Source organism: Staphylococcus sp. HMSC34G04 (assembly GCF_001838765.1).
GTDB lineage: Bacteria > Bacillota > Bacilli > Staphylococcales > Staphylococcaceae > Staphylococcus > Staphylococcus epidermidis.
This window is the reverse complement of the sequence record NZ_KV838739.1, coordinates 127,752-144,637: the sequence shown is the minus strand read 5'-3', so window position 1 is coordinate 144,637 and position 16,886 is coordinate 127,752. Positions and strand designations below refer to the sequence as shown.

Sequence of the window (16,886 nt, the reverse complement as noted above, 5' to 3'; positions counted from 1 at the left end):
TTACTTATATTTATATCGACGTTGTTTTATGACTTACCACTCATAGGCAGAGAAGTCAGTTTCAATTAACCTTAAAATTATTAATTTTCACACTAATTCATTGAAATAATGCTTTAAACCAAAATTTCTTTTAATGCATAAGGAATACCATTAGAATTATTATCTAAAGTTACTTCGTCAGCAATTTTCTTGAGTTCATCGCTAGCATTTCCCATTGCTACAGAATATCCAGCAACTTCAAACATTGACTTATCATTCAAACTATCCCCGAATACTATGACTTCTTCTAGAGGAATTTGTAATCTTTTACAAAGTGCTTTTATTGCGTTTCCCTTCGAAACATTCTTTGCCATAAACTCTAGGAAAAAAGGCTTACTCGTTGTCACATCAATGTCTTTATTGAAGTTACCATCCAATTCAATACGTGCCTCAGTAATATGACTTACATAATCCACACCCATAACTTTAGGCACACTATGATTAATATATTCCTTCAAATCAGCAACACGATTCATAGTTAATCCGGTAAGTTGTGATTCTATGTTCATGTATTCATGACTACTATCGTGAATGATATATCCATTATCATAAGTAAGTACTAAAAAGTTCTTATCTCTACAATAATCTACAATATTATCGAAATTTTCTTTTGAAACAGGCTGATCGACCTCTACATTCTCATTAGCCATATTTATAGTTTTACCTCCATTATAACTAATAATGAAGCTATTGTATTTATTTAACTCTAAATCTCTCGCAGTAGGTAACATACCTTCTGTTGGACGACCAGAGGCCAATACCACATAATAACCACGCTTTTGAATATCTAATAAGTAAGATTTTGTCTCAATGGACAATTTATTATCACTGTTCATTAAAGTATCATCCATATCTAAAACTACCATTTTATACTGAGTCATATAGTATAGAACTCCTTTCAAGAGTTATTAAAAGTTTATTCTTAACTATATTTTAGAATAATTTAGGACTTTAGGTACACTACTTCCTCTTTAACACCCATTTCATTAATTGTTACTAGTTCTGAAGCACAATTATTAATTTTCTCACGTAGTGTTCTAACTAATTTACCACTTTTTTCTTTTGGACAAAGAGTGAGTATCGTAGGTCCAGCTCCACTTATAACGGTTGCATATGCATCATGTTGACGTGATAGTTGACGTACTTGATTGAATTCTGGAATAAGATGTTGTCTATATGGTTCATGAAAACCATCTTGTTCCATCATCTTTCCAGCAAGTTTATATTTGTGCTGAATGAGAGCACAAATCATAGTGTTACTAATGGCACTATTTTGCACAGCACCTTTATGTGAAAATGTATCGGGTAATACCCTTCTAGAGTCTTCAGTGCGAAGCTCATATGGAGGTATAGTTAAAATTATATCTACGTGCGGAATTTCTATTCTAGCAACATCTGTTATTTTAGTTATTGGATTATAAAAACCTGCAATCAAACCTCCATATATTGTAGGTGCTACATTATCAGGGTGTCCCTCAATTTCAGTCGCTAGCTGTAACAATTCGTATTTAGATAATTGAATATTACCAAAGTAATTAGCAATAAAAAGAGCCCCGACTAATGCAGAGGCAGATGAACCTAATCCTCTAGCTAATGGAATATCACTTCTCATTTCGATTTGCAAGTTTGGGAGTGTAACATTGTATTTACGCGCAACATTTACAGCAGTTTGATAAATATAATTATTGTCATCTTTAGGTAAACCTTCTAGTTCTGAACTATAATATTGAAAATCCCAATTAGATTTTTCAATCTTACGTATAGACATATGCAAATATTTATCCAATGCCATACCAATTGAGTCAAATCCTACGCCTAGATTCGCGGTTGATGCAGGGATTTTGAGTTTTAAAACTTCCTCCATACTAGATTGCCCCTTTGATATATCTGATTATACTTTCTTTATTATTGGGTAAAGGTTGGATAGGATTATCTAAAAGAGAAATAGCTGTGTCAGGATCTTTAAGTCCATTCCCAGTTAATATTGCTACTATCTTTTTACCTTTAGGTAACTTACCAGAGCGATGAAGTTTGATTAGACCTGCAATTGAAGCATTACTCGCTGGTTCACTAAAAACACCTTCCTTTGTTGTCATTAATTGATAAGCTTCTAAAATTTCTTCATCTGTCACACTATCAATTAAACCGTTTGATTCATCGAGTGCATTAACAGCTTTTTGCCAACTAGCAGGATTCCCTATTCGAATAGCTGTAGCTATTGTTTCTGGATTTTTGATTATTTTATTTTGAACAATTGGAGATGCTCCTTCTGCTTGGAAGCCAAACATTTGTGGTAATTGAGTATTCTTTTTATTATGATACTCAACAAATCCTTGCCAATAAGCAGTTATATTACCTGCATTTCCCACTGGTATTGCTAAAATGTCAGGGGCTTGACCATCTAACTGTTCAACAATTTCAAAGGCACCTGTCTTTTGTCCTTCAATTCTAAATGGATTAACAGAATTAACTAATTCAATTTCATCATTTTCTTCAGCAATCTCTTTGACAATTTCAAGTGCTTCATCGAAGTTTCCTTCTATAGACACAATTTCTGCACCATACATAACTGCTTGTGATAATTTACCCAATGCTATTTTACCTTCAGGGATTACAACAATTGCTTTTAAACCAGCTCTTGCAGCATAAGCAGCTGCTGATGCTGAAGTATTACCAGTAGAAGCACAAATAACAACTTTTTTCCCTTGTTCTTTTGCCTTTGTTACAGCCATAACCATACCACGATCTTTAAATGAGCCAGTCGGGTTTGCTCCTTCATATTTAACATATAATTGAATATCTAATTTTTGAGAAAGATTTTCACAATAAATAAGTGGTGTATGTCCTTCATTTAGTGTTAGTGCCGGTGTAGATTGATTGACTGGTAAATATTCTTTAAATTCTTTAACTAATCCTTGCCATCTTTTCATAATTATTAAACTCCCTCTACAGGATAAACTTTCTTGACATTAAATCCTGATTGATTTAAAACTTTTTCTGGAGATGTTTCTATTCCAGTAACAATAATTGCATAGGTATCTTGATCCCTCTCAACGAGTTGCAACGATTTATGAAATGGTAATTTCTTTTTTATGTCATATTCAACTTTCTCCAAAGATTTATGACTGTGACTAATTACTATATAGTAATTAGATTTCTCTTGAATAACCACTGGTTCTGCACCATCCATCATTTCTTTCGTTTCCTCTGTCTTTAATTCAAAATGAGGTGGTAAAGTGTGTAAGTTTGATTCAAAGAAAAGTGCCACATTTAATAAGTCACTTACAACTGCACTTCCTGTTGCTAAACTACCTGCACCTTTACCATAAAACATTGTATCGCCAACAGCATCACCTATAACATATATTGCATTGTATTCGTTCTCTACAGCTGCAAGTTGGTGATTCTTATGTATCAGTGTCGGTTCCACTGAAGCATTCACATATCCATTTTCATATGTACCTTTACCTATTAATTTAATTTTATAATTTAATGCGCTTGCTGCATTGATGTCTGCTAATGTTATGTCACTAATTCCTACCAATTTAACATCATTAAGTTTAATGACTTGGTTAAAAGATAAATAAGATGTAATAACTACCTTTCTTGCAGCATCTACACCTTCTACATCATCTGTTGGATCAGCTTCAGCAAATCCTAATCTTTGTGCTTCTTCTAACGCATCTTTAAAAGTTGTTTGTTCATGAGTCATTTTTGAGAGAATAAAGTTAGAAGTTCCATTAAATATTCCCATAAATTTAGAAATATTATTTGCATTCAGTCCATTATTAATAGCATTGACAATAGGGATACCACCTGCCACACTTGCTTCAAATTTAAGAGCGACGCCATTTTCTTCAGCTAAGTCTTCTAACAATTTTAAATGGATAGCTAGTAAATCCTTATTTGCTGTAATCACATGTTTTTTATTTTTAAGGGCTGTTCTTAACCAATCAACAGTAGGTTCAATACCACCCATAACTTCAACGACTATATCAATAGAATTGTCATTTAAGATGTCATTAATATCTTCTGTAAGATGATATTGACTAATATTTAACGGACGTTTCTTAGATTTATCTCGGACTAGAATATGTTTAATGACAATATCCTTATTGATGGTGTCTTTAATCTGTTGTCTATTCTCTTCAATAATCTTTACAACACCTGATCCGACAGTTCCCAAACCAAGTAATGCGATATTTAACTCTTTCATGTAAATTACCTCCGTTTGTGCTTTTGAGAAAAACAATTGTACTGTTGAAAAATACTAGATAATGGTTTAGTATAAAATCATTCTAAATTTTTGTAAAGTTCTTAATATTGAAAATATAAATCTATATTACCATGCTTAATCAGAAAACTAAATAAAATTTTCTGATTTTTTAGAAAGGTAGGAAAATTATGAAAGTTGCTAAGTTTGGTGGAAGTTCTGTGTCAACTGCAGAACAAATTAAAAAAGTATTAACTATTGTGAATGAAGATCCTGAACGTAAAATCATTATCGTTTCAGCTCCAGGAAAAAGGCATAATGACGACATTAAAACTACTGATTTATTAATTCGTCTCTATGAAAAAGTACTTAATAAATTAAATTATGAAAGTAAAAAACAAGAAATTATTCAAAGATATGCTGATATAGTAGAAGAATTAGGTATAGGAAATGACATTCTAATAACAATTAATGATACTTTAGAGGAATATATTAAAGATCTTTCTGACAAACCTAACCGTTTATATGATGCTTTATTGTCTTGTGGCGAAAATTTTAATGCTCAATTAATAGCCCAATATAATAATAGTCAAGGTATTCCTACTCGTTATATTTCTCCTAAAGAAGCTGGATTAACCGTAACTGATCTACCACAACAGGCTCAAATTTTAGATTCCGCATATAATGATATATACAAATTGCGTGATTATGATGAAAAACTAATTATTCCTGGTTTTTTCGGAGTCTCAAAACAAAATTATATCGTTACGTTTCCACGTGGTGGTTCTGACATAACTGGCGCTATCATAGCACGTGGCGTTCGAGCCTCACTTTATGAAAACTTCACTGATGTATCAGGAATATATAAAGCTAATCCAAATATCATAAATAATCCTGAACTCATTGAGGAAATAACTTATAGGGAAATGCGAGAGCTATCTTATGCAGGATTTGGAGTTTTTCACGATGAAGCCCTACAACCTTTATACAAAGATCGAATTCCGGTAGTTATCAAAAATACTAATCGTCCGAATGATAAAGGGACATACATTTTACATGACCGTGAAATTGATTCTAAAAATGTCATTAGTGGAATTAGTTGTGATAAAGGCTTTACTGTAATTAATATTAAAAAATATTTAATGAATAGATTAGTTGGATTTACACGAAAGATTCTTGGCGTTTTAGAAGAATTTAATATATCATTTGACCACATGCCTTCCGGTATTGATAACATAAGTATTATCATGCGTACAAATCAAATTCAAGGTAAAGAAAGTCAAGTTCTTAATGCCATACGCAAACGTTGTGAAGTTGATGAATTAAGTATCGACCATGATTTAGCAGTACTAATGATTGTTGGTGAAGGTATGAGTCAAGTTGTTGGTACAGCTAGTAAAATTACTCACGCCCTTTCAGAATCAAACATTAATTTAATAATGATAAACCAAGGTGCTTCTGAAATTTCAATGATGTTTGGAATTCATGAAGCAGATGCTGAGAAAGCAGTATTATCTACGTACGAATTTTGTTACAACGGCGTTTGTTTAAAAAATTTGTGTAAATAAAATAAAAAAGATTTCTACATCACTTTCAATACATAAAGTAAATTTATTAACTCTGTATCAATGATGTAGAAATCTTTTTAAGATATCTTTTTAGCCGAACTATTTACTATAGCCTTTTTAATACGCTGTTCACCTACTACTAATTTTAAAATATAGAATTGATAATAACTAAGAGAATCAATAACAGCTTTATAATTACTAAACTGATGATATTTTTGTTCACTCATTAAATCATACATAAGAACTATTTCTGGCTTGATATAATCTACGTTCCAACTTAAAGAATGAAAATATATATTATTTTTAGGTAAACGTATATGATGATCTAGCCTAAATAGCCATTCATCATTTACAACATCATAAACAAATATTGTCATGACTTCTGTATCGTTTTTAAATATTTTAACATGTTCAACATCTGATAAAGATAAAGATTCTCTTAATCTTTCATTTAGCTGTTCATCATAATAATGAATCGTAAATTCTTCAGGAATCACTCTGATAATTTCCAATAACTTTTTGCGCTCAACACAAATATCTACTTTCGATGGTAATATAAAATCATCATTTAGAAATAGATGCATCGCTACCTCGCCGTGAAATTTGAATAAATGAGATGATGTTTTCCTTAAAATTTCGACTATTTTATTCACTGGTTTTTCTTCTTTAACGTACATGTTACCACCCCTAGAGCAAGCGCTTTCATAGTTAATTATACATTCTTTTTTTCACTTATCAAACAAATAAATGTGAACATTTAGTAAAATTTATTTTATTTTCAATAAAATTATTTTCATAAAAAGTTACTGTATCACTATTTGCTTCGCATATGATAGGGCTCTCATAAAAATTCACGAAAAATTAATTGATATGTAAATATTTCGTCACTACTATTTGATAAAACACATTTCCCCTCTCCTTTTCATTGAACTCAAAATTTAAGAAGTTTATAATTTATCTTGCAAATAGAATTTATTATATTAAAAGATTTGGGTGAGTAGTAATGTCTTTAACAATTATCTTATCTATAATAATTATTATTTTGATTATGGCTATGGTTCTTAATCAAAAATTTATGAAAGATAGGATTGAAACAGAAGAATATGCTAGAAATCAATTAATCTCTAAAAATTCAACTTTAAGTGAAGAAAATTTATCGTTGAAAAACCAAATGTTAAGTACAAACAATGACGTCGGTCAGCACGCTTTTAAAAACGCCAAGCGTGAATTAAGAAAAATATTAAATCGATTTAAAGAAGAGGGTCGTTTACGATCATTTACAATTGTTCCTACGAGTAATTTGGCTGTTAAACATCCCCTTTTCGAATATGCACGTTCATTCGATTTTATTATCATTACTGATGTTGGTTTGATAAATGTGGATGTTAAAAATTGGAACCAAAAAACGTTCTATCATTTTGATGTGCCAGATCAACATCTTGAAGAAGGACAACCACAATATAATACCGAAAAGGTTGTCGGACATTATATTAGCAATCGATATCATAGTCAGTTTAAAACTACACGTTCTGGTGTCTATACTTTTATTGAGATTTTACAGGATAATCGTGTAATATATGAATTTTATGACCACGATCCATACGATAAAGCTGCAAACAATGCAAAAGCATTAAAAGATAAAATTGAAAATGATTATAATTTTAAAATTCAAAGTATTGGCGTCATCTACTTTAGTGATGGTAGCGTTAATATTATTGAAGGATCCGACGAGAGTGATAAATATGTTGACACCGTATCTACTCCGATATCACTTGAAAAAGTAATTGAGGATGCTATCGATTTATCTAAGCACCCCCTTACTGATAAACAAATCGAAGAAATTTCTGAAAGCTTTAAACAACATATGAATAATTAAAATTCAAAAAAGAGGCTGGGACATAAAGTTCCAAGATAAATAAAAAAAGACAATTTCTATTGAAATAATATAGAAATTGTCTTTTTTATAATTTTTTTGATTATTTTCAGCTCGTTGAGCTGTTACTTTTCTTATATTAAGTGCCATTAGCACAAATCCTAGTTCTCTTTTGACTTTAGTTACGTTTCGAACCGACATACAAATAAAACTCAAAATAACTTTCGTAAATCCATCAACAAGTTTCGCATCAAATTTCTTTAACTGCAAACGTTTCTTCTAATAAGAAATCTCATCCCAATTTGAATTTTAAGATAGCTTAAATTGTAATTTTACATTTCAACTTATTAAATTATCTATTATCAACAATGTTGTCATATATATTTTTAATTTTAACGTTTTAATACGATTCAGTAGTCATAGCACACATTTATATGACAACACTTATAGCAATTATTTCATGAATAAATAAACTTAATTATAAACCGTATCAGTTTACATTAGAAATCTTTTTAAAACATAATGTTTTTCACTAGACTAAGAAGTAGATATCCTAATTTCTACTTTATTGAAACACTAATCAGAAACGTAGTTGAAATCTACTAATTATCACTCTTTTTTTATTCTAATCTCTTTAGCTAGAATAAGAAAACGTTGCAAAACAAAATGGTTCAACTGAGTTTCTACTTATTGATATAACAAATGAATTTTTATATTTTCACTCAATATCAGACTCTAAATTATCGCTACTAGCTCCAAATATTTAAATTTCTCTTTTTTGCCTCTTCTTGAGCGTTTACGAAGGTATCCCTATATTTTCCGTTTGGAGAAAAATACTTTTCTCTGGCTAGACCTTTTTTCACCAATGATTCGTTAAACATATCTCCATTTTTTAACCATACGTACGCCAAAGTACGACCATACCTATCAGTTTTTTCTTTATCATATTCTAAATAAACATTTTGATGCGTGAGATACTTCTTCGTATAATTAGATGCTTGTTTACCATAGGGTTGAACTGGCGTATTAGGCTTAACAGTCTCTGGCGTATCTACACCAATTAATCTGACTTTAATTTCCTCTCCATTTTTTTGAGCAACAAATGTATCACCATCTACAACTCGTTTCACATATACTTTGTCTTTACCATTTAAATTAGATTTTTCTGATTGATGTTGAGATTCTGAACCACTAAACGGTCCAGAATGGTTTACAAACTGAAAAATAATAACAAGTATTCCTATCATCGCTACTACAAAAAGCGATGACATTTTCTTAGATTTCAATAATGTCACCTTATTTCACTTAATATCCCGATTAATACTAAAGAAAATTTGATCCAACGTCAAATGATTTCATACTATTACAAGTAATCAAATTTATATAATTACAATCTCGCTTTCCAAATTATAAGAGCATGATATAATACATGATGTTAGGAGTGAAAGAAATGGATACGTCTAATGAAAATAAAATAACAATCATTGCCGTCATAGTAGCAATAATTGTTGGTGTCGTACTACAAATTGTCTTTAAACTACCCTTAATCGTGAGTTTAGTGGGGTCAGTATTTTTAGGTATGTTCGTTGGTTTTATCGTCTACCTAATTCAATCATTTCGTCGTAAAAAAAAGAATTAAAATAGGATAATATTTAGTATATATAGTTTAAAATTAAACATCATGCACTCAGTAACTTTGTCTCACTACAAAGTTTTATTTATCAAAACTTTATAGTAATGATAATTGTTAGATTGATTTAATTTTATAGAGTCTGCCTCAATTATGAATGGTGGACTCTTATTAATTAAATCCAACCCTTTTCATTTGCTTTTTTCCATGCCTCGAAACGATGATCTGAATTCATTTTGTCTATAATAGTACTAGTATAGTTACGCACGGTCCCGTTTGATAAATACAATTTGTTAGCAATCTCTTTGCTACTTAATCCATTGCCTATTTCTCTTAAAACAACTTGTTCTTTATGAGTTAATGGATTCGATTCAGTAAACAATGACGTCATGAGCGAAGGGCTATATTCCTTCTCACCCTTTGTCACTTTATAAATAGTTTTAATTAAATCATCAATTGAACGCTCTTTTAGTACATAAGCATCAACATCATTTGCTACGGCTTTTTCAAAATAACCTGGACGTTTAAATGTAGTCACTATGATTATTCTTGTATTGAGTTGTTTTTTTCTTACATAAGATAAGATTTCCAAGCCTGTTATACCCGGAATTTCAATATCTAAAATGGCTACATTGGGTTCATTATTTTCAATAAACTCGAGTGCTTCTACACCATTTTCAAAATCTTTTAGTACATTCATTTCTTCATGCATTTCTATCAGTTGTACCATAGCTTTTCTTAACATCAATTGATCCTCAGTTATGACAAGCGATATCATAATAAATCACCTCTAGGTATTTCAACAATAATAAGTGTTCCATTATTTGATTGTACAATTAATTTACCATTTAAATAATCTACACGTTTTTTAATACTTTTCAAATTTGAAGCATTCTCATTTTCTATTCCCACACCATTATCTTTAATTTTTAAAATGATTTGATGCTCATGTACCTCCAATTCACCTTTTACTTCAGTCGCATGTGCATGTTTAATAACATTATTAATTGCTTCTCTAAAAATCATAGATAATATTGATTGTTTCGCTGGGTTTAATGATTTAGCCGCACTTTTATTGTTAAATTTAAAATCTAGATTAGCATTTTGCAATAAGTTTTCCAATGATGAAATTTCATCTTCAAAAGATTGTATCTTCAAATCATCAATAATGAGTCTAACTTTATTTAAGGTTTCTGTTGAAAGTTGATTTATTGCCTGCATTTCATTTTTTGCTTTTTCTGGATAAGTATCTATGAGTTTAACAGCTAATTCAGACTTCAAAGTAAGACTAGCAAATACATGTCCTAATGTATCATGAAGATCTTGACTTATTCTATTACGCTCTTGTTGAGCTATTAATACATTAATATACTTATTCTTTTCATCAAGTTTAGCTTTCATAATTCGTTCGTCTCTATTTTTAAAATTACCTACAGCAACAATTAATATAACCAAATAAAATGCACTTAATGGAACCACAAATGTTGGATTAAATATATAAGTTAGTATTAAGCAACTTATCATAGCTATTAAAAAGGTTATAAATTCTTTTGATACAACACGAACATTAAAAATAAAAGGTAAGGCGAATGCACTATAGAAGAAAAACAAACTATTCATAGGATTGACACTATAGACAAAATAAAAGATTCCTAAATAATGAATAACCAGTAATGAATATAAAATACTATCACTAAGGTGTTTATAAAATAAAATCATCGTCACATAGCTGATTATAAAAATAGTACAAACAATTAAATAAGTGAATAAGTTACCACGTTTGTCAACAAATATAGCTAAAATCGGAAATATTAAATATATTAAAGTACTTAATTCCCCTATTCTCGCTCCCCAACTTCTTGATTCCATTAGGATACATCTCCTTTCTTATTCATGAATAAAGCAATACTCAAAAAGATTATACTATAGACTATGAGATAGCCAATCGCTTCTATATTCACCACTTTATCTTGCGCTAAATCTATAGCAAGTAGCTTTAAATTATATGTTGGCATGTGTTTAGAAATCGACTGAAGCCAATCAGGAAACGTGTTTACTGGAAACCATAAACCTCCTAATATAGCTAGTGTAATATTAAGTAAATTGGCAAAACTACTTGCTTTTTGAATATCATTGAGTTGAGCGATAATCAATCCTAAAGTCAAAAATAAACTAACACCAATCCATAAAGTTAATGCAGAGAATATCCATTGAAAAACAGTCATGTGAACATCTTTGTAAAAATGAGCTACTGAAAAAATAATAATAATTGCTATTAAAAACTGACACATTGTCTTACTAATTTTAACTAAATAATATTGAAATGATGATAATGGGGTCACCATTAACCGTTTATACCAACCTTGATTTCGCTCTTCAATCAAATCTAATGGAAATGACAATAGACAAAAGTTCATTAAACTAAATACTGTCATACTATACATATACTCTTTATAAAACTTAAGTTTTGCTTCTTCTGGCATGTCCAATATAGAAGTAAATAATAAATAAAACACGACAGGTAGGAATATGGACACAACTAAATACAATTTCTTTCTAAATATAATCTTTAATTCTATTTTAAAAAATGTTGATATCACTGTTATTTCCCTCCTTTAGACTTATCATTAGAAAACATGACTTCTAATAAAGACGTTTTAAGAATTTCAATAAGATTGAAATTGACATGATGTTGTTTCAATAATTGTAAAACATCACTCACATCAGTTGTTTTTATTTCATATTTATTTTTTATTAATTCAATTTCGTATTTATGTTTCAGTTGATTGATAAGTTCTTGATATTTGCATGGAATTCGAATTACAGAATAACTTTGATTCCTTTTTATATTATCTGGTGCATCATCTAATTGAATTTTACCTTTATCTAACATCATTACTTGATCAGCCATTCTTTCAACTTCTTCAATGTAATGAGAAGTATATAGTATCGTAGTGTTATTCATTTTTAATTTTTCTATAACATTCCAAAAATGTTGACGCATTTCTACATCCATACCTGACGTAGGCTCATCTAAAATTAACAGTTCAGGTTTACCCACCAATGCTAAAGCAAAATCTAAAATCCTCTGCTGTCCGCCTGATAAATTACATGCAAACTGATCCATTTGACGGTCACTAAATTGTGTGATTTCTTTAAACTGATGAAAAGAAATAAACGTTTGATAAAAGGATTGATATAAATGTAATAATTCGCAAATCTTTATGTATTTAGGAAACTCTGTTTTTTGAAAAAGAATACCCATCTTATGTCTATTTAACAAATTTGATTTATCAGCGATTTGACCACTATCATAGTGATTATTTCCAACGATAATATCAATTAACGTTGACTTACCTGCTCCATTTTTACCTATTAATGCCGTACAACAATTATTTTTTATATTAATACTTATATCTTCTAAAACTTTATGTTTCTTGAAAGATTTAGAAATATGTCGTAGTTCAATCACTATCGTCACACCCCTTGATTAATGTTACTTATAATTTAGCAAGTTTAAGTGAGTGATATTAGTACCGAATGTCATTAATTAACAATGACATTTGTCATATCGTGCATAAAAGTTTACATAATATATTTATTGTTTTTAAAAAATACCCTCGTTCATTTAAACGAGGGTATTTTGAAATTTTATAAAATTGGAGATATTAATTTTGCTAGTCCTTCTTTAAATTTAATTGATAATGGGCGCTTGTTGTATTCTTCTTTTGTAAGTAATTTAGATTGCTCAATATCTTTTTCAAATGCTTGACGTAACTGTTTAGCAATATCTTCATCATATATAAATGCGTTCACTTCGAAATTCAGCTCAAAACTTCTAAAGTCCATGTTTGCACTACCAATTGAAGAAATTTCATCATCAATCATTAATATTTTAGAGTGAATAAATCCATTTTGATAAGTGTAAATATTAACTCCGCTATCTAGTAAATCAGCTGCATTTGAAAATGTAGCCCAATAAACGAATGGATGGTCAGGTTTACACGGAATCATAAGGTTTACTTCAACACCACTATTAGCAGCCATTTTTAATGCATTAATGTATGATTGGTCTGGAATAAAATAAGGGCTTTGTAGATAAATAGACTTTTTAGCGCTCATTATCATTTTTGTATAACCATATTCTATTTGATGTAAATCAAATGCAGGTCCACTAGAAGCGATTTGAATAGCTGTGTTCCCTTTGTCTCCATTTTTTTTAGGGAAGTACTTTTGATCAAATTTAAATTGTGGACGATGCGACTGTGAATTCCAGTCTAAAATAAATCTTAATTGTAGTGCATCGATGCCTTCACCTTGAACACGTGTATGTGTGTCTCTCCAGTAACCTAACTTACCTAATCCTAAATAATCATCGCCAACATTGAAACCGCCAATGTAACCAATTTGTCCATCTATAATGATAATCTTTCTATGATTTCGATTATTCATTCTAAAATTGATTAAAGGTACTTTCGAAGGGAAAAATGCTTCAACTTCTCCACCTAATGCTCTGAAATGTTTAAATTTTGATAATCTAACCTTCTTAGAACCAACATCGTCATACAACAGTTTAACTTCTAAACCTTCTCTAAGTTTTGTTTCAAGTGCATCTAAGATTCTTTTACCTAATCCATCAAGTTCAAAGGTATAGTACTCTAGATGTATATAGTCTTGAGCATTGTAAATATCCTCAAGTACTTTTTCATAAAGCTTATGACCATCTGTAAATAAATCAATTTTATTATTTTCTGTTAAAAAGGCATCTTGTTTCATTAACAACATACGAATTAAATCACGGTGTTTTATGACTTGATCATTGATATAACCATAATTGTGTTTATCAAAACTGTCGATTTGGTCTTGAACTAAATCTTCAAATGCATGTAATTCATCACCGTTATTTTTTTCCATCTTTTTCTTGGAAACCGTTCGTCCTAAAAATAAATACAAAATAAATCCAATGACAGGAAGAACGAATAATACGAATAACCACGCCCATGTTGAACTGGCAGTACGTCGATCACGTTCAAGGAAAATGATGACAAATGCCAGTACTATATTAGTTATAAACCCAAGTACTAACAATATAGTTAAAATGGTGCCCAAAAATCCAAAATTCATTACTAAATACTCCTATTCAGTCTTTCACCAAGAAAATTTAGTTGCCGATTTACCGAACTATACTTCAGTTACCAATGTTAAAATAGCATTAAAGTCCTCGTCATTATGCGGAAATGCACGTTCTTCGATTTGTTTAATGGTAATGTTTAATAATTTATAACCATTACCCTCTTGAGACTTCAAAAACGAATTAACACTTTTCTCTAAGCTCTCCAGTGTTTCCTCAGTTAAAGTTTTAAATTTTATTTGTTGCATAAATCCCATACCCCTTTCATTATATTGATTAAATCATAGAACTTTTCATACAAAATTTCAATTAATTTAGAGGAATTATCTTTTATAAATCAAACGTTCATTATCTTGAACAGAATATATTTTAATTTAAATGGTATTGATGTATAATAAATTACATTCGATTGAATATTCAGAAATTTTATTAGTCTAGATTCACATCAATGTCTTTATTGCTCCTCTTTTAATTGATTGAAATCTTTTCTAATTGAGAGCTAATCAACACTTTTCATCGAATAAATTAATAAATATCGATTTAACATTGGAGGGAACGCTTGTGATTTCATTTGAAAATGATTATTTAGAAGGTGCACATGAAAAAGTTTTAAATCGATTAGTAGAGACAAATCGAATACAAGCTGCTGGATATGGCTTCGATGACTTTTCGGCACAAGCTGCAGATAAAATTAGACAACGTATTGACTGTCCAGATGCTACCATTCGATTTTTAGTAGGTGGTACGCAAACCAATCAAGTAGTTATTAACTCAATGCTTGATAGTTATGAAGGAGTTATATCCGCTGATACAGGACATGTGGCAGTCCATGAAGGTGGTGCTATAGAATTCAGTGGACATAAAGTTCTAACCATACCCTCCCAAGAAGGTAAAATTACTGCTCAAGATGTTGAGAATTATATAGAAACTTTTGAAAGTGATTTTAAAAAAGAACACATGGTGTATCCAGGGATGGTCTATATTTCACATCCAACCGAATACGGAACTTTATACACTAAAGAGGAATTACAATCTTTATCTAGAGTTTGCCGTAGACATCAGATTCCACTATTTATGGATGGTGCACGTTTAGGTTATGGCCTTATGAGCAATCACACTAATGTAACTATCGAAGATGTTGCAAAATACTGTGATGTGTTTTACATAGGCGGTACTAAGATTGGAGCACTTTGTGGTGAAGCAATCGTATTCACTAAACAAAATGAACCTAAAAACTTCACTACAATTATAAAACATCATGGTGCTTTATTAGCAAAAGGCCGTCTAACTGGTGTTCAATTTCTAGAATTATTCACTGATGATTTATATTTTGATATAAGTCGACATGCTATTGAAATGGCTGAAAAGGTAAAAAAAGGATTTATAGATAAAGGGTATCAAGTCTATTTTGATTCACCAACCAACCAACAATTTTTTATTTTAAGTAACGATAAAATTGAAGAACTAAAACAAAAGGTAAAATTCGCAGTTTGGGAGAAATATGATAATCAACATCGTGTAGTACGCTTCGCGACAAGTTGGGCCACTACTGAAGAAAATGTTAATCAATTACTTAAACTAATATAAAGTACAAAATGAAGTTATAAAAACTGTATCACTACAGGCAGCTAAGAATATAGTCAGGAGGACTATGCTATGCAACAAGAACGACAATCGTGGTACCAAAAATCTTGGTTTATTATTCTCACATTGCTATTTATTTTTCCATTAGGTCTCTTTCTAATGTGGAGGTATGCGCATTGGAAAATTTGGTTGAAATTGGTTGTTTCATCAGTCTATACTATTGGTTTAGTTTTAACAGTTTTATTTCAAGTTAGTCTATTAAATGAAAACAAACCAAATCAAACAGAACATGCATCAACTATGAAAGAAAAGTCTGATATAAATAATGTAAAAACAACTAGAAATAAAAATATTGAAAAATCAATACACAAAGACAAACAAAACTCTGTGAACTTAAAGCAAAACACAAAAGATCAAAACAATAACGCAAATGATGAAGTAGCTTCTCCAACTAGCGAACAAAATGCAGCTATAGCACAAGCAAAATCATATGCAAATTCATTACCTATCTCTAAGAAAAGTTTATACAAACAATTAACTTCGGAATACGGAGAGAAATATCCGGCAGACGTAGCACAGTATGCTGTTGACCATATCAGTGTAGATTATAAAAAGAATGCATTGAGATTAGCAAAAAGTTACGTAAAAAATATAAACATTTCTAATCAAGCGTTATATGATCAACTCGTTTCAGAAAATGGAGAAGGATTTACTCCTGAAGAAGCACAATATGCAATGAATCATTTAGATAGGTAATCATTAAGAAAGAGTTTTAACATTAAAGAGTCCGGGGCATAAAGTTTTAGTATAAGTAACAAAAGACAATTTCTATTAAAATAATATAGAAA

17 protein-coding genes and 1 pseudogene are annotated in these 16,886 nt (G+C 30.3%); 5 read left to right on the top strand and 13 right to left on the bottom strand.

Annotated elements, in window-relative coordinates; translation table 11 throughout:
• Window positions 1-113: 113 nt before the first annotated feature.
• The 4 genes from HMPREF3241_RS07490 to HMPREF3241_RS07475 all read right to left on the bottom strand — a co-directional run bounded on the left by HMPREF3241_RS07490 (window position 114) and on the right by HMPREF3241_RS07475 (window position 4,255).
• On the bottom strand, window positions 114-920 hold the full coding sequence (locus tag HMPREF3241_RS07490) for a Cof-type HAD-IIB family hydrolase (protein ID WP_002446351.1): 807 nt from the start codon (window positions 918-920) through the stop codon (window positions 114-116).
• 62 nt (window positions 921-982) lie between these two features.
• Window positions 983-1,903 (bottom strand): homoserine kinase, encoded by a 921-nt coding sequence (gene thrB, locus HMPREF3241_RS07485; RefSeq protein WP_002446350.1) that lies wholly within the window; start codon window positions 1,901-1,903, stop codon window positions 983-985.
• A gap of 1 nt (window position 1,904) precedes the next feature.
• Complete coding sequence (gene thrC / locus HMPREF3241_RS07480) at window positions 1,905-2,969, bottom strand: threonine synthase (protein ID WP_002446349.1); 1,065 nt, start codon at window positions 2,967-2,969, stop codon at window positions 1,905-1,907.
• 5 nt (window positions 2,970-2,974) lie between these two features.
• Window positions 2,975-4,255: a homoserine dehydrogenase gene (locus tag HMPREF3241_RS07475; protein WP_002446348.1), complete on the bottom strand. Its 1,281-nt coding sequence runs from the start codon at window positions 4,253-4,255 to the stop codon at window positions 2,975-2,977.
• A gap of 188 nt (window positions 4,256-4,443) precedes the next feature.
• Here HMPREF3241_RS07475 and HMPREF3241_RS07470 point away from each other — a divergent pair, with 188 nt between their 5' ends.
• On the top strand, window positions 4,444-5,820 hold the full coding sequence (locus tag HMPREF3241_RS07470; protein WP_002446347.1) for an aspartate kinase: 1,377 nt from the start codon (window positions 4,444-4,446) through the stop codon (window positions 5,818-5,820).
• Between the two features lie 77 nt (window positions 5,821-5,897).
• Here the strand turns inward: HMPREF3241_RS07470 and HMPREF3241_RS07465 are convergent, their stop codons facing one another.
• The gene (locus tag HMPREF3241_RS07465; RefSeq protein WP_002446346.1) at window positions 5,898-6,497 is read right to left on the bottom strand and encodes a hypothetical protein; all 600 of its coding nucleotides are present in this window, start codon (window positions 6,495-6,497) and stop codon (window positions 5,898-5,900) included.
• Window positions 6,498-6,823: 326 nt separating this feature from the next.
• On the opposite strand from HMPREF3241_RS07465, the gene HMPREF3241_RS07460 reads away from it, so the two are divergent.
• Window positions 6,824-7,696, top strand: a complete 873-nt coding sequence (locus HMPREF3241_RS07460; protein ID WP_002446345.1) for a hypothetical protein — start codon at window positions 6,824-6,826, stop codon at window positions 7,694-7,696.
• Between the two features lie 3 nt (window positions 7,697-7,699).
• Here the strand turns inward: HMPREF3241_RS07460 and HMPREF3241_RS07455 are convergent.
• Both HMPREF3241_RS07455 and HMPREF3241_RS07450 read right to left on the bottom strand, forming a co-directional pair.
• A pseudogene (locus HMPREF3241_RS07455) lies at window positions 7,700-8,025 on the bottom strand (IS5/IS1182 family transposase); the annotation flags it as partial.
• Window positions 8,026-8,442: 417 nt separating this feature from the next.
• Complete coding sequence (locus HMPREF3241_RS07450) at window positions 8,443-8,979, bottom strand: thermonuclease NucI (RefSeq protein ID WP_002474894.1); 537 nt, start codon at window positions 8,977-8,979, stop codon at window positions 8,443-8,445.
• Between the two features lie 164 nt (window positions 8,980-9,143).
• On the opposite strand from HMPREF3241_RS07450, the gene HMPREF3241_RS07445 reads away from it, so the two are divergent.
• Window positions 9,144-9,332: a membrane protein gene (locus HMPREF3241_RS07445; protein ID WP_001829458.1), complete on the top strand. Its 189-nt coding sequence runs from the start codon at window positions 9,144-9,146 to the stop codon at window positions 9,330-9,332.
• A 166-nt stretch (window positions 9,333-9,498) separates the two neighbouring features.
• Here HMPREF3241_RS07445 and HMPREF3241_RS07440 read toward each other — a convergent pair whose 3' ends face one another.
• The 6 genes from HMPREF3241_RS07440 to HMPREF3241_RS07415 form a co-directional block, all read right to left on the bottom strand.
• A complete protein-coding gene (locus HMPREF3241_RS07440) occupies window positions 9,499-10,101 on the bottom strand; it encodes a response regulator transcription factor (RefSeq protein ID WP_002474890.1) in 603 nt (200 codons plus the stop codon).
• Window positions 10,098-11,192: a sensor histidine kinase gene (locus HMPREF3241_RS07435; protein WP_002446341.1), complete on the bottom strand. Its 1,095-nt coding sequence runs from the start codon at window positions 11,190-11,192 to the stop codon at window positions 10,098-10,100. Before HMPREF3241_RS07435 ends, HMPREF3241_RS07440 begins: the two co-directional genes overlap by 4 nt.
• On the bottom strand, window positions 11,192-11,923 hold the full coding sequence (locus HMPREF3241_RS07430; RefSeq protein WP_070853574.1) for an ABC transporter permease: 732 nt from the start codon (window positions 11,921-11,923) through the stop codon (window positions 11,192-11,194). The genes HMPREF3241_RS07435 and HMPREF3241_RS07430 overlap by 1 nt, the downstream gene beginning before the upstream one ends.
• 2 nt (window positions 11,924-11,925) lie before the next feature.
• Window positions 11,926-12,795: an ABC transporter ATP-binding protein gene (locus HMPREF3241_RS07425; RefSeq protein WP_070853573.1), complete on the bottom strand. Its 870-nt coding sequence runs from the start codon at window positions 12,793-12,795 to the stop codon at window positions 11,926-11,928.
• Window positions 12,796-12,974: 179 nt separating this feature from the next.
• Window positions 12,975-14,447 (bottom strand): cardiolipin synthase, encoded by a 1,473-nt coding sequence (gene cls / locus HMPREF3241_RS07420; protein WP_002446338.1) that lies wholly within the window; start codon window positions 14,445-14,447, stop codon window positions 12,975-12,977.
• 57 nt (window positions 14,448-14,504) lie between these two features.
• Window positions 14,505-14,702, bottom strand: coding sequence for a hypothetical protein (locus HMPREF3241_RS07415; RefSeq protein WP_002458409.1), 198 nt, complete (start codon window positions 14,700-14,702; stop codon window positions 14,505-14,507).
• 313 nt (window positions 14,703-15,015) lie between these two features.
• On the opposite strand from HMPREF3241_RS07415, the gene HMPREF3241_RS07410 reads away from it, so the two are divergent.
• Window positions 15,016-16,041 (top strand): threonine aldolase family protein, encoded by a 1,026-nt coding sequence (locus HMPREF3241_RS07410; RefSeq protein WP_002458408.1) that lies wholly within the window; start codon window positions 15,016-15,018, stop codon window positions 16,039-16,041.
• A 69-nt stretch (window positions 16,042-16,110) separates the two neighbouring features.
• Complete coding sequence (locus HMPREF3241_RS07405) at window positions 16,111-16,794, top strand: Ltp family lipoprotein (RefSeq protein ID WP_002446335.1); 684 nt, start codon at window positions 16,111-16,113, stop codon at window positions 16,792-16,794.
• The last annotated feature ends 92 nt before the right edge of the window (window positions 16,795-16,886 follow it).

Bases quoted from the DNA above. Each gene is read 5' to 3' on its own strand.
- cls (WP_002446338.1), bottom strand. From the start codon at position 14,447: ATGAATTTTGGATTTTTGGGCACCATTTTAACTATATTGTTAGTACTT.
- HMPREF3241_RS07445 (WP_001829458.1), top strand. From the start codon at position 9,144: ATGGATACGTCTAATGAAAATAAAATAACAATCATTGCCGTCATAGTA.
- HMPREF3241_RS07475 (WP_002446348.1), bottom strand. From the start codon at position 4,255: ATGAAAGAGTTAAATATCGCATTACTTGGTTTGGGAACTGTCGGATCA.
- HMPREF3241_RS07490 (WP_002446351.1), bottom strand. From the start codon at position 920: ATGACTCAGTATAAAATGGTAGTTTTAGATATGGATGATACTTTAATG.
- HMPREF3241_RS07405 (WP_002446335.1), top strand. From the start codon at position 16,111: ATGCAACAAGAACGACAATCGTGGTACCAAAAATCTTGGTTTATTATT.
- HMPREF3241_RS07440 (WP_002474890.1), bottom strand. From the start codon at position 10,101: ATGATATCGCTTGTCATAACTGAGGATCAATTGATGTTAAGAAAAGCT.
- HMPREF3241_RS07460 (WP_002446345.1), top strand. From the start codon at position 6,824: ATGTCTTTAACAATTATCTTATCTATAATAATTATTATTTTGATTATG.
- thrB (WP_002446350.1), bottom strand. From the start codon at position 1,903: ATGGAGGAAGTTTTAAAACTCAAAATCCCTGCATCAACCGCGAATCTA.
- HMPREF3241_RS07435 (WP_002446341.1), bottom strand. From the start codon at position 11,192: ATGGAATCAAGAAGTTGGGGAGCGAGAATAGGGGAATTAAGTACTTTA.
- HMPREF3241_RS07415 (WP_002458409.1), bottom strand. From the start codon at position 14,702: ATGCAACAAATAAAATTTAAAACTTTAACTGAGGAAACACTGGAGAGC.
- HMPREF3241_RS07465 (WP_002446346.1), bottom strand. From the start codon at position 6,497: ATGTACGTTAAAGAAGAAAAACCAGTGAATAAAATAGTCGAAATTTTA.
- HMPREF3241_RS07470 (WP_002446347.1), top strand. From the start codon at position 4,444: ATGAAAGTTGCTAAGTTTGGTGGAAGTTCTGTGTCAACTGCAGAACAA.
- thrC (WP_002446349.1), bottom strand. From the start codon at position 2,969: ATGAAAAGATGGCAAGGATTAGTTAAAGAATTTAAAGAATATTTACCA.